Origin of the sequence: Brevundimonas diminuta, assembly GCF_050310045.1 — a bacterium.
GTDB classification, from domain to species: Bacteria; Pseudomonadota; Alphaproteobacteria; order Caulobacterales; family Caulobacteraceae; genus Brevundimonas; species Brevundimonas diminuta_F.
The window spans coordinates 999,748-1,015,152 of record NZ_CP190005.1 but is presented as its reverse complement, the minus strand read 5'-3'; the positions used below and the strand labels follow the sequence as shown (position 1 = coordinate 1,015,152).

Here is a 15,405-nt window from a genome sequence, read left to right as displayed (position 1 = left end):
CTCACCCCGGCGTCCGCCGGGATGAGCAGATATTGTTTGAACTCAGCCGCAGCTGACGCGCGTCACGACATCGGTCTTGTTGTCGTAGGTGAAGGTCACGCGGTTATCGCGATAGTCCATCGTCGCGGCGCAGCTGCTGCACAGGACGCGGAAGATACGGCCCTCGGGCGCCGTCGGAATGGTCGAGCGATTGCGGCCGACATACTCCTGATAATCGCTGGCCTTGCAGGCCACCGGCGTCGCATCGGGGTTCGGCGTGGGCGTCGCGCCGCCCCCTTGCGTCGGCGCGCAGGCGGCCAGGGCCAGAAAACCGGCGGCGGCGCTTAAAGTCAGAAACGTCTTCATGACAGCGTCCTTTCGATCAGCCGCAGCGGACCTGTTCGATCAGGCCCGTGCGCTGGTTGTAGAAAATGTTCAGCCGATAGGGCGAATAGTCCTCGGCTACCGGGCAGGTCGTGCAGGCGACCCGCCGGTTCACCACATCCACGGGAACGGGAATCTGGTTGCGCGGTTTCCCGATCAGCCACTGAAACTCATCGGCCTTGCACATGGCCTCGCCCGAGGCGTTACGGACGCCTGGCTCGGACAGATAGGGCCGCTCGGTCGGTGATGCGGGTGTTACGGCCGTCGTGGTCGGATAGTTGGGATAGGCCGTCGTGCGGGCGGGCGGCGGCGAGGCGCAGGCCGACACGGCCAGAGCGCCCGCAACCGCGATCAGGCCGCCTTTTCCCAGCGCCCCTCGTCCGACTGTTTCCAATAGGCCAGGTCGGCGCCGTCCGCCTTCAGCGTCCGCCAGCGCCCGCGCGCATGGTTCAGCGCCTGCTCGTCCCGACCGTCGAAGATGATGAAGCAACGTGCGAACTCCTGCGTAGCCCCAAGCTCTGAATCATCGACGATGAACAGGGCCTGAGCGCCATTCAGATTCTCGCCCGATTCGGACAGGAGCACAGGCTGGCGCGCGGCATGGTCGCTGTCCGCCCGTCCATGAGGCAGGAAGCTGTCGTCGCGATAGGTCCACAGCAACTCGTCGATGTCGTCGAGCCGATGTGAGGTCGCGCCCCGGATCAGGGCGCGCCAGCCCCGCTGAAGCGTGCGCTCCAGCAGGGTCGGCAGCACCTGATCCAGCGTCGAGCGCTCCAGATGGTAGAACCAGATTTCCGGCTTGGCGTCAGACACCCGGCCCTACCCTTTCAAACGCAGGCGTGATCAGCCTTCGTAGGCGTCAGCGACCATGCGGTCCAGCAGACGCACGCCCCAGCCCACGCCGCCGTCCGGCACGGTCGGGTTCTTCGAATCCTTGACCCATGCGGTCGGCGCGATGTCGATGTGCGCCCACGGCGTGCCGTTGGTGAAGCGTTGCAGGAACAGGGCGGCGGTGATCGAACCGCCCGCGCGGCCGTTGCCCATGTTCTTCACATCGGCGATCGGGCTGTCGATATGGCGGTCGTATTCCGCCGGGATCGGCATGCGCCAGGTCTTCTCGCCCACCTTGGGACCGGCGGCGGCGATGTTGTCGGCCAGATCGTCGCTGTTGGAGAAGACGCCCGCATATTCCAGGCCCAGCGAGATGATCATGGCGCCCGTCAGCGTGGCCAGGTCGACCATGAATTTCGGCTTGAAGCGGTCCTGCGTGTACCAGAGTGCGTCGGCCAGAACGAGGCGGCCTTCGGCGTCGGTGTTCAGCACTTCGATGGTCTGGCCCGACATGGAGGTGACCACGTCGCCGGGGCGCTGTGCGGCGCCGTCCGGCATGTTCTCGACCAGACCCAGAACGCCGACCACGTTGACCTTGGCCTTGCGGCCGACCAGGGCGTGCATCAGGCCGGCCACGGCGGCGGCGCCGCCCATGTCCCACTTCATCTCTTCCATGCCGTCCGCAGGCTTCAGGCTGATGCCGCCGGTGTCGAAGCAGACGCCCTTGCCGACGAAGGCGATGGGGGCGTCGCCCGCCTTGCCGCCGTTCCACTGGATGACGGCCAGCTGGCTTTCACGCACCGAACCCATGCCGACGCCGAGCAGCGAGCCCATGCCCAGCTTCTCCATCTCGGCCTCGCCGAGAATCTCGACCTTGGCGCCCAGAGCCTCAAGTTCCTTCACGCGGCGTGCGAACTCGGCCGGGTACAGGATGTTGGCGGGCTCGGACACCAGATCGCGCGCGAACAGCACGGCGTCGGCCACGGCCGACAGCGGGCCGAAGGCGGCCTCGGCGGCGGCGACGTCCGACGTCACGACGCGCACCGTCGTCACCGACGGAATCTTGTCGGCCTTCTGCTTGGTCAGATATTTGGCGAAGCGATAGGCGGCCAGACGCACGGCGAAACCGGCACGGGCGGCCAGTTCCGGCGACAGATGCGCCGCGTCGATGGTCAGCACCTCTGCGCCCGACATCTTGGCGGCATGATAGGCGGCGCCGGCGGCGGTTTCGACCGCCAGATCATCGACCTTGTCCGCCGCGCCCGCACCGACCAGCAGGACGGCGTTCGCGTCGATCCCGGCCGGAGCGGCGACGCTCAAGCTGCTGTTGGCGGCGCCGGTGAAGCGGCTGTTCTTCATCGCCTTGGCCAGGGCGCCCGAGGCGGCCTGATCCAGCGCAGGCCCGGTCCCCGCCAGCGCGCGCCCATCGTGAACCAGCACGGCGAGAATTTCAGCGGCGCCAGCCGAAGAGACGAATTCTATTTTCATTAATTCCACTCCAGACCGGGAAATCATGCCCCGATCACGCTTGTTTTCGACATGGTCGCGGCGACAGTTCCGTCGGGGCGGCCGGATGTGTATTACATGGCTCGCATCGCCCTGGGCTGCAACACGCTCGCAGTCGATTCTTACGACCTTTTCCGTCCCATGACCCTGATCCAGAGGTATCTTTTCCGTCAGATCAGCCTGCCCGTCGTGGCGGCGGTCGCGGCGCTAGCCGGCATCGGCCTGCTGAGCCAGAGCCTGGATCAGCTGGAGGTCATCGTCGAGCGCGGCCAGAGCGTCTGGGTCATGGTCAAGCTGACCCTGCTGGCCCTGCCGCAGCTGATCGCGGTCATCCTGCCCATCGGCCTGTTCGTCGGCGCCCTGATCGCCCTGACGCGATTGCAGCGCGAGCAGGAGCTGACCGCCGCCTACGCCGCCGGGGTCAGCCGCTGGTCGCTGATCCGGCCCGCATTGCAGATCGCCCTGATCGTCACCGTCATCTCCCTGCTGGTGAACGTCTTCGTCCAGCCGTGGGCCCAGCGTGAGGGACGCCGTCAGGCCTTCGCCATCCGCACCGACCTTGTCGCCCTGCTGGTCGAGGAAGGCCGCTTTGTCCAAGGCCCGGACGGCCTGACCGTCTATGTCCAGCAGATCGAACAGAACGGCCTGATGAAGAACCTCTTCGTCTACCTGGACAACGGCAGGACGGTCACCACCTGGGACGCCGAAACCGCCCGCTTCGGCCGTCTGGACGGCCTGCCGGTGCTGACCATGCAGAACGGTTCGATGCAGCGCTATTCATCGCGCGAAGTGCTGAACCAGCTGTCGTTCGACCAGCAGGTGTTCGACCTGTCGCCTTACGCCAAGACCGATGAGCGCATCCGCTTCAAGCCGTCTGACCTGTGGCTGACCGACCTGTTCGACCCGACGCCCGCCCTGCTGGACAGCGCCGGGACGCGCGGCGAACTGGCGGCCGAGGGCCATTCGCGTCTCGCCTCGCCCCTTTACGCGATGGCGGCCATGGCCTTTGCGCTGGCGGCCATTCTGGGCGGCGCCTTCAGCCGCAGCGGCTATGGCGGACGCATCGCCCGGGCGGCGGGCGCCTTTCTGGTGCTGCGGGTGATCGGCTACGGCCTTGTCGCGGCCAGCGCGTGGAACGGGACGATGAACGTGCTGCAATACGCCGTGCCGCTGGCCGCCACGGCGCTGGCCCTGCGCATCCTGTTCCGCGCGCTGAAACCGCGCCGCCGCCGCAGCTGGGCGCCGCTGGAACGTCTGAAGGCGAGGTTCGCATGAGGCTGCGTCTGGGACGTATCGAACGCTATGTGCTGATGCAGCAGATGAAGGCGCTGGGCGTGGCCCTGGCCGTCATCGCCGCCCTGGTCATGCTGATCGACTTCGTCGAGGTGTCGCGCGGGCTGAATTCGTCCGGCGAACTGTCCAGCGCGCGCATCTTCAGCCTGGTGCTGGTGAAGTCGCCGTCGGTGGTGGTTCAGCTTCTGCCGTTTGTTTTCCTGTTCGGCACGCTCGGCGCCTTCGTCAGCCTGAACCGGCGCAGCGAGCTGATCGCCATGCGGGCGGCGGGCGTGTCCGCCTGGCGGTTCGTCCTGCCTGCGGCGGGGGCGGCGGTGCTGCTGGGCGTGTTGACGGTGACGGTGCTGGGCCCTCTGGCGGCGGCGGGCGACGGCGTCTGGCAGCGCGAGCGCGCCCGCATCTCGGGCACGACGCCCGGCAGCGATCCGACCGAGGCCGTCTGGCTGCGCGAAGGCGACGCCAACCGCCAGATGATCATTCGCGGCGGCCGTCAGGAACAGGCCAGCGGGCGGCTGCTGGATGCGACCTTCTTCATCTACACCACGACGTCCAGCGGACGCCGCGTCTTCACCGAGCGGATCGACGCCGCCACCGCCACCCTGAACGCCGGGCGCTGGCGACTGACCGACGCGGCGGGCGCCCAGACGGGCCAGCGGGCCGTGCGCTACGCCACGCTGGACCTGCCGTCCAACCTGGCCGACCAGGAGGCTTTCCAGCATTTCGCCCGCCCGCAATCGACGCCCTTCTGGTCCCTGCCGAACCAGATTCGCCGCATCGAGGACGCAGGCTTCGCCTCGACCGCCTATCAGCTGCGCCTGCAACAGCTGCTGGCCACGCCGCTGATCTTCGGCGCCATGTCGATTCTGGCGGCGGCCTTCTCGCTGCGGCTGATGCGGCTGGGCGATCTGGCGCGGATGACGGTGGCGGCCGTGGTGCTGGGCTTCGCCTTCTTCTTCCTGAACCAGTTCTCTTCAGCCATGGGCTCGGCCGAGGTGGTGCCCCCCATTATCGCGGCCTGGCTGCCGCCGATATTGACGGCTCTCGCCGCCTTTACCTTGCTGATCTATACGGAAGACGGCTAATCGGGCGGTTTGCGCCCGCCCGGCAATGAGTGGACACTGCATGACCAACCGCCGCCTCCCCCGTATGGGAGCCTTGCGTCTTCGGCTGCTGACCGGCGCAGCTTTGGTCATGGGCGCGCCCCTGTCACAACTGGCCTTCGTCCACGGCGCCAGCGCACAGGAAGTCCAGCCTCCTGCGCCCGCTCCGGCCGCGGCTCAAGCTCAGGCTCAGGCTCAGGCGCCCGGCGAAGACGGACTGACGCCCGACGCCGTCTTTATCGACGCCCAGTCGGCCCAGCGTCAGGACGACATCGTCTCGGCCCAGGGCCCGGCCGACGCCCGCGTCGTCGCCCGGTTTCAGCAACACAGCCTGCGCGCGCAGAACCTGTCCTATGATCTTCAGAACCGCATCGCCACGGCCTCGGGCGACGCCGAACTGACGGCGCCGGACGGCTCGGTCGTTCACGCCCAGCGCATAGAACTGGGTTCGGATCTCAAGGCGGGCGTCGCCGTCGATCTGGCCACCCGCCTGTCCAACGGCTCCAGCCTGATGGCCGCCACCGCCGTTCGCCGCTCCGAAACGGTCAGCGAGCTGAACAACGTCATCTTCACCCCCTGCCCCATCTGCACGGCGGACGGCGCCGCCAAGACGCCCAGCGTCTCCCTTCAGGCCTCGAAAGCGGTCCAGAACGAAGAACTGCGCGCCATTCTCTATCGCGACGTGGTGTTCCGGCTGGGCGGCGTGCCGATCTTCTACCTGCCCGCCTTCTCGCACCCCGATCCCAGCGTGGATCGGGCGTCGGGCTTCCTGGTGCCGTGGGGCGACTACAAGTCAGGACGCGGCGTCTCGCTGGAGCTGCCGTATCTGCACGTCATCTCGCCGTCCGAAGACATTCTGGTCAGCCCCCAGTTCAACACCAAGGTCGAGCCGCTGATGAGCCTGCAATGGCGCAAGCGGTTCACGGACGGCATGATCGTGGCGCGCGGCGGCGCCACCTATGGCCGTAACTTCGGCGAAGTCGATCTGGACGGCGACGGCAAGGCCGAGAGCAACGTCCGTTTCGGCGACAAGACCACCCGCAGCTATCTGCTGGCCCACGGCAGGTTCGACCCTGACGGTCCCTGGCGTTGGGGCTTCACGGCCGAGCGCAGTTCGGACAAGAGCCTGTTCGACCGCTACGACGTGCGCGACACCTATCAGGACAACGGCCTCTATTACGGCGACAGCCGCCGCCTGATCAGCCAGATCTACGCCGAGCGTCAGACCGAACGCTCCTATCTGTCGATCGCGGCCTTCTCGATGCAGAGCCTGCGTCTGGACCCCGCCTTCGCCGCCACCGATTTCCGCACGCCGGAAGGCTATCTGGTGTTCGAGGACGACAAGACCCTGCCGCTGGTTGCGCCGCTGATCGACGCCCGCTGGGAGCCGGAAAGCCCCGTCTTCGGCGGGCGACTGCGGCTGCGCGGCTCGGCCGTGTCGCTGACGCGCGACGCCTATGTCGGCTTCCCGACCCTTTCGCCCAGCCTGATTCCCGTCGGCCCCACCGACGGCCTGCCCGGCGTCGACAGCCGCCGCGTCACCGGGCAGGCGGAATGGCGCCGGGCGATGATCTCGCCCATCGGCGTGCGGTGGGAGCCGTTCGTGGACCTGCGGGCCGACGTCTATTCCGTCGCCGACCTGCCGCCCGCCCTTGGCGTCAAGGACCAGACCCTGACACGCGGTCGCGCCAGTGCGGGGGTGGACGTCAGCTATCCGCTGTATCGGCCGCTCAGCGCCACATCCGACCTGATTCTTGAGCCGATGGCCCAGCTGTCGATCTCGAACAAGGCGGACCTGGACCGCTATATTCCCAACGAAGACAGCCAGATCGTCGAACTGGATCATCTGTCGCTGTTCCGCATGGATCGCTTCCCCGGCTATGATCTGCTGGAGGGGGGGCTGCGCTTCACGGCAGGCGCGCGCGCCACCCTGCGCTGGGATGATGTGCGATCGGCCAGCTTCTTCCTGGGCCGCAGCATGAGGGCGGACGAACAGGATGAGTTCCTGACGCCCCTGCCGGACGACCCTTCGCGCCTCTATGATCCCTCGGGGCTGGCGGGCCGGACATCGGACTGGGTGGTCAACGCCACGTTCAACCCCTCCGACCGGATGCGCGGCTGGTTCCACGCCACGCTGGACGGCAAGGGCGAAGTCCGCCGCGCCGAGGCCACCGTCGACGGCCGCTGGGGCCGCCGCAACCTGGCCAGCCTAAGCTATATCGTCGACCGCTCCAATCCGCTGGATGGTCCCGGAAACCGCAACTATGAACTGGTCCAGCTGGCAGCCAACCAGTTCGTCCACGGCAACTGGGGGATCGCGGTCACAGGCATCGCTGATCTGGAGCAGAACATCATCACCCGATCCGAGGTCGGCCTGCTGTTCGACGACGACTGCTTCCGGATCGAACTGGGCTGGCGCCGCGACAACACGCGTGTTCGGCCGACCGGCCCGGCCGAGGGCGTTTACATCCGTCTTAACCTCGCCACTTTTGGGTCTTCAGGCTATGATCGCAACAATCTGCGGTAGGCATGATGCGTATTGCGGCGTAGGGGACCGGCGTCCAGGTGCTGAGCCCGACGCTCCAGCATTGGCAACACCGAACGAACGGCTCGGGACCGCTTTAGGGAATCAGGACTGACGATGGGTTTGATGCGTTACTCTACAGGTGCCGCCCTGGCCGCCCTCATGGTCGTCGCGGCCGTGGAGCCTTCGATGGCCCAGACAGCTCAGGTCGCCGCGTCCGCCGCTCAGACACCCGCGCCACAGGCGTCCGCCGCCGGCGCCCTGAACCCGGCGGCCGAAGAAGCGCCCCAGCGCTCCGGCCCGGCGCCGCAGTTCCGCATGTCCGACGGCATCATCGCGACCGTCAACGACCGCATCATCACCGGCTTCGACCTGCGCCAACGGATGCTGGTCATCATGGCCATGTCGCAGCTTCAGCCGACTGAAGAAAACATCGCCGCCATCCAGCAGCAGGCGCTGAACGACCTGATCGAACAGCACCTTCAGGCCGCCGAGATCGCCAAATTCGACCAACTGAAGATTTCCGATCAGGAAGTCGACGCCGAAATCGCCGACATGGCGCGTCAGGCGGGCGCCTCTCCGGCCAACTTCATCGCCTTCCTGGAACAGGGCGGCATCTCCATCGCCCCCTTCCGCGAGCAGATCCGCACCGAGATCGGCTGGCGTGAACTGGTCGGCGGTCGTTTCCGCGACCGCGCCCGCGTCACCAAGGGTCAGGTCGATCAGGCCATGCGCCAGATGACCGAGTCGGCGACCAAGCCCCAGTATCTGATCGGTGAAATCTATCTGGAGGCCGCCCGCGTCGGCGGAATGCAGGAAGCCATGAGCGGCGCCCAGCAACTGGTCCAGCAGATGATTCAGGGCGCCCCCTTCATGGCCGTGGCGCGCCAATTCTCGGCCGCGCCGTCGGCCGCGCGCGGCGGCGACGCCGGCTGGGTGGTTCAAGGCTCGGTGCAACCCGCCCTGCAGTCCGTCATGGACACGCTGGAGCCCGGCCAGTTGTCGAACCCGATCCCGGTCGATGGCGGCGTCTACATCCTCTACATGCGCGACAAGCGCTCTGGCGCCTCGACCAGCATGGTCCAGATGAAGCAGGTCATGATCGAGCTGCCCGAGAACGCCGACGCCGCCCAGGTCACGGCCGCGACCCAGCGTCTGGAGGCCCTGCGCGGCCAGCTGACGTGCGACAACATCCTGACCCGCGCCCGCTCGGAACAGGGGCTGATGGGCGCCGATCTGGGCGAAAGCGATGTCGCCGACCTGTTACCGCAGTTCCAGCAGGTCGCCCGCTCGGCCGAGATCGGCACGATCAGCACCGCCGTCCGCACGCCGCTGGGCGTTCACCTGCTGGCCGTCTGCGGCCGTCGTCTGGGCGGCCCCGAGGCCCCTTCCGAGAAGCAGGTCGAAGCCCGACTGCAGAATCAGAACTACGCCATGCTGGGCCGCCGCTATCTGCGCGACCTGCGGGCCGACGCCCTGATCGAAATCAAGCAATGACGATGATCCGGCCGCTCATCGTCACGATGGGCGACCCCGCGGGGGTGGGGCCGGAGATCATCGCGCGCGCCTGGGCAGTGCTGGGCTCCACGCCCGGCCCTTTGGCGCCCGTCGTGCCTTTCGTCGTCGTGGGCGACGCCGAGGTGATGAAGGTGCAGGGCCAGCCGGTCGAGACCGTGCTCAGCCCCGGCGACGCGGCCAGCGTCTTCAGCCGCGCCATTCCCGTTCTGCATAATCCGGCGCCTGCGCCTGTCACGGCGGGTCAGCCTGAACCCGCCAACGCCGTCGCCGTCGCCGACTGGATCGAACGCGGCGTCGATCTGGTGCTGTCGGGCGAAGGTTGCGGCCTGGTGACGGCCCCCATCGCCAAGGCGCCCATGTACGCCTCCGGCTTCCGCTTTCCAGGCCACACCGAGTTCATCGCCGAACTGACCGCCGACATCCCCTTCAGCGGCACGCGCGGCCCGGTGATGATGCTGACGGCCAAAGACCTGCGCGCCTGCCTTGTCACCATCCATGTGCCGATCGACCAGTTGCCTGAACTGGTGACGGGCGAGCGCGTCGTCCGTGTCGCCCGCGTCGTCCACGAATCGATGAAGCGCGATTTCGGCATCGCCTCTCCTCGTCTGGCCATGGCCGCTCTGAACCCCCACGCGGGCGAAGGCGGCGCCATCGGCCTGCAGGAGATCGAGGTCCTGCGCCCCGCCGCCGAGGCCCTGCGCGCCGAGGGGCTGAACATCACCGATCCCCTGCCCGCCGACACCCTGTTCCACGAAGAGGCGCGAGCCCGCTACGACGCCGTGGTCTGCCTCTATCACGATCAGGCCCTGATCCCGGTGAAGACGCTGGACTTCTGGGGCGGGGTGAACTCCACCCTGGGCCTGCCCATCGTCCGCACCTCGCCCGACCACGGCACCGGCTTCGACATCGCCGGCAAAGGCGTCGCCCGCGCCGACAGCTTCATCGCCGCCGTCCGACTGGCTTCTGAGATGGCGTCCGCCCGCGCGGCGCGCTAACAGGCCTCGTGACCGATCATCTGCCCTCCCTGCGTGAAACGCTCGACGCCCACGGCCTGTCGGCCAAGAAGAGCTTCGGCCAGCACTTTCTGCTGGACCTGAACGTCACGCGGAAGATTGTCCGCTATGCCGGGCCGTTCGACGGACGCGCCGTCATCGAGGTCGGTCCCGGCCCCGGCGGCCTGACTCGCGCCCTGCTGGAGAGCGACGTGGGCAAGGTGGTGCTGGTCGAGAAAGATCCGCGCTTCATCCCCCTGCTGTCCGAACTGGACGACGGCTCGGGCCGTCTGACCATCGTCGAGGCCGACGCCCTGAAGGTGAAGGAAGCCGAACTGGTCGAGGGACCGGCGCATCTGGTCTCCAACCTGCCCTACAACGTCGGCACGCCGCTGCTGATCAAATGGCTGACGGGGCCGTGGACGCCGTGCGCCCTGACCCTGATGTTCCAGAAGGAAGTCGCCGAGCGCGTCGCAGCCCAGCCGGGCGAGGACGCCTATGGCCGTCTGGCCGTCATCAGCCAGGCCGTGGCCGAGGCGCGCATCGTCATGCACCTGCCCGCCGCCGCCTTCACCCCGCCGCCAAAGGTGGCCTCGGCTGTGGTGCATCTGATACCGTTCGCCGAGCGCCCCGCCCCCGACCGCCTGAAGCGGCTGGAACGGGTCACGGCGGCCGCCTTCGGCCAGCGTCGCAAGATGCTGCGCTCCAGCCTCAAACAACTCGGCGGCGCCGCCCTGTGCGAAGCCGCTGGAATCGAACCCGACGCCCGCGCCGAGACCATCGACGTGGCGGGCTTCCTCAGATTGGCCGACGCTTTGACATGACAGTAGAAATCGAACCCTTCCGCGCCATCGCCATCAGCCGCATCGCCCATGAGATGAAGGCTGAAGGTCAGTCGGTCATCCACATGGAGTTCGGCCAGCCCTCGACCGGCGCGCCCAGCCGCGCCATCGCCGAAGCGCACCGTGTGGTCGACGCCGAGGCCGGCGGCTATTGGGAAAGCCCCAACCTGCGCGCCCGCGTGGCCAAACTCTATAAAGACCGTTACGGCGTCATCATTGATCCCGAGCGCGTCATCATGACGGCAGGCGCCTCGCCCGCGCTCGTCGTGGCGCTGAACATGCGCTTCGGCCCCGGCGACCGGGTGGCCATCGCCCGCCCCGGCTATGTCGCCTATCGCAACACGATGAAGGCCCTGCACATCGTCCCGCAGGAGATCGACTGCGGCCCCGACGTGCGCTTCCAACTGACGGCCAAGGCCCTGCGCGATCTGGACCCGGCGCCCCAGGGGGTCATCATCGCCAGCCCCGCCAACCCGACCGGCACCGTCATCGCCAAGGACGAGCTGAAGGCCATCGTCGAGGTCTGCCGTGAGCGCAACATCAGCATCATCTCGGACGAGATCTACCACGGCATCACCTACGGCCATGACACGCCCTGCATGCTGCAGTTCGACGACAAGGCCATGATCGTGAACAGCTTCTCCAAATACTGGAGCATGGCGGGCTGGCGTCTGGGCTGGCTGATCCTGCCGGAAGAAGAGATCCAGCAGGCCCGCGCGCGCATGGGCAACATGTTCCTGACGCCGCCGACGCTCAGCCAGTTCGCCGGTCTGGCCGCCATGGACTGTGAAGACGAGCTGGAAGCCAACATCGACGTCTATCGCGCCAACCGCGAGCGGATGCTGGAAGCCCTGCCCGCCATGGGCCTGCGCTCGATCGCCCCGCCGGACGGCGCCTTCTACATCTATGCGGACATCGGCCACCTGACGAACGACAGCATGGCCTTCTGCGAGAAGCTGGTGCGTGAGACGGGCGTGGCCACGGCGCCGGGCGTCGACTTCGACCCGGTCAACGGACACCGCTTCATCCGCTTCAGCTTCGCCGTCTCGACGCCCGAGATCGAGGACGCCCTGTCGCGCATCAAGCCCTTCTTCGCCGCGCGAGCCGAAGAGGCGGCGCAGGGCTGATCTTCTTCCCCGTCATCCCCGGCCTTGTGCCGGGGATCCATAGACGCCGACCTGCGACAGTCGCGCTTTAACGTCAGCCGTCGGCGGGTATGGACCCTCGGGACAAGCCCGAGGGTGACGAGGCGGGGATTAGCTCCCGTAAAGCTCCGCCGCCGTCCGACCGGGCGCGTCCAACTGCGTCAGCGGCAAGGGCGGCGGGTCCAGCCTCACGCCCAGCGCCTGATAGGTCGCCGCGCTGGAGAAGCCGTAGGGCTCGGCGTCCGCATTGCTGAAGGCGTAGTAGACGGCGCTGACCCGCGTCATCACCGCCGCCGCCAGACACATGGGGCACGGATGCCCGCTGGCGTAGAGAACTGCGCCTGTCATATCGACGCCGCCCAGCACCGGCCCCGCCTGACGCAGGGCCTCCATCTCGGCATGAGAACTGGGATCGTTCGTCGCCAGCATCCGGTTGACGCCGCTGGCGATCAGGGCGCCGTCCTTGACCAGAACCGCGCCGAACGGCCGACCGCCCGCCCTGGCATTCTCCAGCGCCAGATCAACGGCATGGGTCAGCCAGCGGCGGTGTTCGGCCTCGGTCATGGGCGTCAGACCACTTCCTTCAACAGAGCGCTCTTGTAGCCGTCGACCCACAGGTTGCGGTGACGGCGGCTGCGCTCGGCGTGATAAATGTGGGCCAGTTCGGCGTAGGACCGGTCGAAGTCCTCATTGACCAGCACATAATCGAAGTCGTCGCAGTGCTCGATCTCGCCCTTGGCGTTGGCGACGCGGCGCTCGATTACGTCCTCGGCGTCCTGAGAGCGCGTCACCAGGCGGCGGCGCAGTTCCTCAAGGCTGGGCGGCAGGATGAAGACCCGCACGGCGTCGCCGGGGCATTTGGCGGCCACGTCGCGGGCGCCCTGCCAGTCGATGTCGAACAGGACGTCGCGGCCCTCGGCCAGCGCGCGCTCGACCGGGGCGGCCGGGCTGCCGTAGCGGTTGCCGTGCACGTCAGCCCATTCCAGGAAGGCGTCGGCGTCGATCAGGCGCTGGAATTCTTCCTTGCTGACGAAGTTGTAGTCGCGGCCGTCCACCTCGCCCGGACGGATGTCGCGGGTGGTCATGGAGACAGACAGCTCCAGCCCCTTGTGGTCGGCCATCAGGCGGCGGCACAGCGAGGTCTTTCCGGCCCCCGACGGACTGGCCACGATCAGCAGGACGCCACGGCGGGGGGTGCGGTTATTCGACATTCTGAACTTGTTCTCGAAGCTGCTCTATGACGGCCTTCAACTCCAGGCCGATTCCGGTGAGCGCGGTCGTAGCGGATTTCGAACAGAGGGTGTTCGCCTCGCGCATGAATTCCTGCATCAGGAAGTCGAGTTTTCGACCGGCGGGGGGTTGCTGCAACAGTGCGCGGGCCGAGGCGACGTGGGCCGTCAGTCGGTCCAGTTCCTCGCGAACGTCGGCCTTAGTCGCCAGCGCCGCAGCCTCGAGGAAGACGCGCTCGTCCAGCCCCGGCGCGTCGGGCGCCAGTTCGCTGATGCGGCGGGTGAAGCGCTCGCGGATGGCCTCGACCTGCGCCGACGCTTCCAGTTCGGCGCGCGCGACCAGGGCCTCGATGGTCCCGACGAAGTCGTGGATCACCGGCGTCAGTTGTTCGCCCTCGCGCTGGCGCGACGCCTTCAGCGCATCCAGCGCCTGTTCGACCGTGACGGCCATGGCGGCCTCAACGGCGGCGCGGCCTTCGGTGTCCTCGTCCTCTTCAGCGACCTCGATGACGCCGCGCAGGGCCAGCAGGCCGTCGGCCGAGGGCGGGGTCGCCCCCTCCTCCGCCAACTGGTTGGCCAGTCGCAGATAGGTCGCCAGCACCGCCTCATTGACGCGCGGCGCGGGTTCCGTCCCCTCGGCGCGCTTGGCCTGAAGGCCCAGCGTCACCTGCCCCCGGTTCAGCCGCGCCTGAGCCGCCGCCTTGGCCAGCCGCTCCAGATTGTCGAAGCCGTGCGGGCCGCGATAGCGCGTCTCCAGCGAGCGCCCGTTGACCGAGCGCGCCTCGACCGTCCAGGTCCAGCCGTCCAGCGCCCCGTCAGCACGGCCGAAGCCCGTCATGCCTGAAATTTGGCCTGAAATCTGACTCATCGTCCGGCCTCCGTCGGCACGCGAATGACCTTGGCGCCCGGCGGGATGGCGATGGCCGGGCCAGCGGCTTCATCCGTCATCGGCGCGGGCGAGGTCTCCGGCGCGGTTTCACCCGCCGCCAGACCGGCCTTGCGGCGCTCGATCTCGCGCCAGCGCGCCACGTTCAGCAGATGCTCCTGATAGGTGCGAGCGAAGACGTGGCCACCCGTGCCGTCGGCGACGAAGAAGACGTATTCCGAACGCGGCGGATTCAGCACGGCCTTCAGCGCCTCCTCGCCCGGATTGGCGATGGGCGTCGGCGGCAGGCCGTCGATCAGATAGGTGTTCCACGGCGTCGGATTGCGTAGCTCGGACAACAGGATGCCCCGCCCCAGCGGCCGCCCCTTGGTCACGCCGTAAACGATGGTCGGATCGCTCTCCAGCCGCATCCCCAGACGCAGACGGTTGGTGAAGACGGCCGCCACCTCGGGCCGTTCAGAGGCGATGCCCGTCTCTTTTTCGACGATGGAGGCCAGAATGACCGCCTCTTCCGGCGTCGTGACCACCGTGGCGGGCGAGCGGGCGGCCCACAGCGTTTCCAGCTTGGTCCTGGCGGCGCGCTGCATCCGGGCGACGACGGCGGCGCGGGTCTCGCCGCGCGTGACCTCATAGGTCTCGGGCCACAGGCTGCCTTCGGGCGGAACCTCGACCTCGCCGGTCAGGACCGGCTGCTTCATCAGGATGTCGACCGCCTGGGCGCTGGACCAGCCCTCGGGCAGGGTCACGTAGTGGCGCACCGCCTTGCCGTCGACCAGCAGACCCACCACCGTCGCCAGAGAGGCGCCCGACGGCACCTCATATTCGCCCGCGCGAATCTTGCGGTCGGCGCCGGTCAGGCTGATCGCCGCGCGGAACAGATCGGTCGAGCGGATCACCCCTGCCGATTTCAGATTGGCCGCAATGGCCGGAACGCCCGCCCCGGACGGCAGGATGACGATGGTCGCCTCTCCTTCCGCCGCCTTCGGCCCCGGTCCCCAATAGATGGCCCAGAACGCCACTAACGCGGCCACAAGGAACAGGCCCAACGTCCCGGCGGCGGTGATCAGGCCGACGCCGAGACCGGAACGCCCCGTCCCGCCCCCGCTTCCCTTTTTCGGAACGCGCGACTTGGGAATGCGAACCTTGGGGGTGCGGCGGGACGGAGCCTTGGCCAAG

15 protein-coding genes are annotated in these 15,405 nt (G+C 67.7%); 7 read left to right on the top strand and 8 right to left on the bottom strand.

All coding sequences use genetic code 11. From position 1 onward, the window contains the following. Positions 1-42: 42 nt before the first annotated feature. Genes ACORJG_RS04755 through ACORJG_RS04740 form a run of 4 tightly spaced genes read right to left on the bottom strand, consistent with a single transcriptional unit; the run spans position 43 to position 2,682 of the window. Complete coding sequence (locus ACORJG_RS04755; protein ID WP_427792035.1) at positions 43-345, bottom strand: hemolysin; 303 nt, start codon at positions 343-345, stop codon at positions 43-45. A gap of 16 nt (positions 346-361) precedes the next feature. After that, the gene (locus ACORJG_RS04750) at positions 362-691 is read right to left on the bottom strand and encodes a hypothetical protein (protein WP_427792033.1); all 330 of its coding nucleotides are present in this window, start codon (positions 689-691) and stop codon (positions 362-364) included. A 23-nt stretch (positions 692-714) separates the two neighbouring features. Then, the gene (locus ACORJG_RS04745) at positions 715-1,176 is read right to left on the bottom strand and encodes a DNA polymerase III subunit chi (RefSeq protein ID WP_427792032.1); all 462 of its coding nucleotides are present in this window, start codon (positions 1,174-1,176) and stop codon (positions 715-717) included. A gap of 30 nt (positions 1,177-1,206) precedes the next feature. After that, positions 1,207-2,682, bottom strand: a complete 1,476-nt coding sequence (locus ACORJG_RS04740; RefSeq protein ID WP_427792031.1) for a leucyl aminopeptidase — start codon at positions 2,680-2,682, stop codon at positions 1,207-1,209. 96 nt (positions 2,683-2,778) lie between these two features. Between ACORJG_RS04740 and ACORJG_RS04735 the strand changes: the two genes are divergently transcribed. From ACORJG_RS04735 to ACORJG_RS04705, 7 genes are all read left to right on the top strand, one after another. Then, positions 2,779-3,975 (top strand): LptF/LptG family permease, encoded by a 1,197-nt coding sequence (locus ACORJG_RS04735; protein WP_427792029.1) that lies wholly within the window; start codon positions 2,779-2,781, stop codon positions 3,973-3,975. Continuing rightward, on the top strand, positions 3,972-5,075 hold the full coding sequence (lptG, locus tag ACORJG_RS04730; RefSeq protein ID WP_427792027.1) for an LPS export ABC transporter permease LptG: 1,104 nt from the start codon (positions 3,972-3,974) through the stop codon (positions 5,073-5,075). Before ACORJG_RS04735 ends, lptG begins: the two co-directional genes overlap by 4 nt. 64 nt (positions 5,076-5,139) lie before the next feature. Next, positions 5,140-7,620, top strand: coding sequence for an LPS-assembly protein LptD (locus ACORJG_RS04725; protein WP_427792966.1), 2,481 nt, complete (start codon positions 5,140-5,142; stop codon positions 7,618-7,620). A gap of 186 nt (positions 7,621-7,806) precedes the next feature. Then, on the top strand, positions 7,807-9,114 hold the full coding sequence (locus ACORJG_RS04720) for a peptidylprolyl isomerase (RefSeq protein ID WP_427792025.1): 1,308 nt from the start codon (positions 7,807-7,809) through the stop codon (positions 9,112-9,114). After that, entirely contained in the window at positions 9,111-10,130 is a 1,020-nt protein-coding gene (gene pdxA / locus ACORJG_RS04715) for a 4-hydroxythreonine-4-phosphate dehydrogenase PdxA (RefSeq protein ID WP_427792024.1), read from the top strand. The genes ACORJG_RS04720 and pdxA overlap by 4 nt, the downstream gene beginning before the upstream one ends. 8 nt (positions 10,131-10,138) lie before the next feature. Continuing rightward, positions 10,139-10,951 (top strand): 16S rRNA (adenine(1518)-N(6)/adenine(1519)-N(6))-dimethyltransferase RsmA, encoded by an 813-nt coding sequence (rsmA, locus tag ACORJG_RS04710; protein WP_427792023.1) that lies wholly within the window; start codon positions 10,139-10,141, stop codon positions 10,949-10,951. Continuing rightward, the gene (locus ACORJG_RS04705) at positions 10,948-12,096 is read left to right on the top strand and encodes a pyridoxal phosphate-dependent aminotransferase (RefSeq protein WP_427792021.1); all 1,149 of its coding nucleotides are present in this window, start codon (positions 10,948-10,950) and stop codon (positions 12,094-12,096) included. The genes rsmA and ACORJG_RS04705 overlap by 4 nt, the downstream gene beginning before the upstream one ends. A gap of 129 nt (positions 12,097-12,225) precedes the next feature. On the opposite strand, the gene ACORJG_RS04700 is transcribed toward ACORJG_RS04705, so the two are convergent. The 4 genes from ACORJG_RS04700 to mltG are packed head-to-tail and all read right to left on the bottom strand — an operon-like array spanning position 12,226 to position 15,404. Then, positions 12,226-12,678, bottom strand: a complete 453-nt coding sequence (locus ACORJG_RS04700) for a nucleoside deaminase (RefSeq protein WP_427792019.1) — start codon at positions 12,676-12,678, stop codon at positions 12,226-12,228. Positions 12,679-12,683: 5 nt separating this feature from the next. Then, positions 12,684-13,325: a guanylate kinase gene (gene gmk / locus ACORJG_RS04695; RefSeq protein ID WP_313417256.1), complete on the bottom strand. Its 642-nt coding sequence runs from the start codon at positions 13,323-13,325 to the stop codon at positions 12,684-12,686. Then, positions 13,315-14,211 carry a YicC/YloC family endoribonuclease gene (locus tag ACORJG_RS04690; RefSeq protein ID WP_427792017.1) on the bottom strand — a complete coding sequence of 299 codons (897 nt, stop codon included), beginning with the start codon at positions 14,209-14,211 and terminating at the stop codon, positions 13,315-13,317. Before ACORJG_RS04690 ends, gmk begins: the two co-directional genes overlap by 11 nt. Next, the gene (mltG, locus tag ACORJG_RS04685; protein WP_427792015.1) at positions 14,208-15,404 is read right to left on the bottom strand and encodes an endolytic transglycosylase MltG; all 1,197 of its coding nucleotides are present in this window, start codon (positions 15,402-15,404) and stop codon (positions 14,208-14,210) included. The genes ACORJG_RS04690 and mltG overlap by 4 nt, the downstream gene beginning before the upstream one ends. Position 15,405 lies beyond the last annotated feature (1 nt).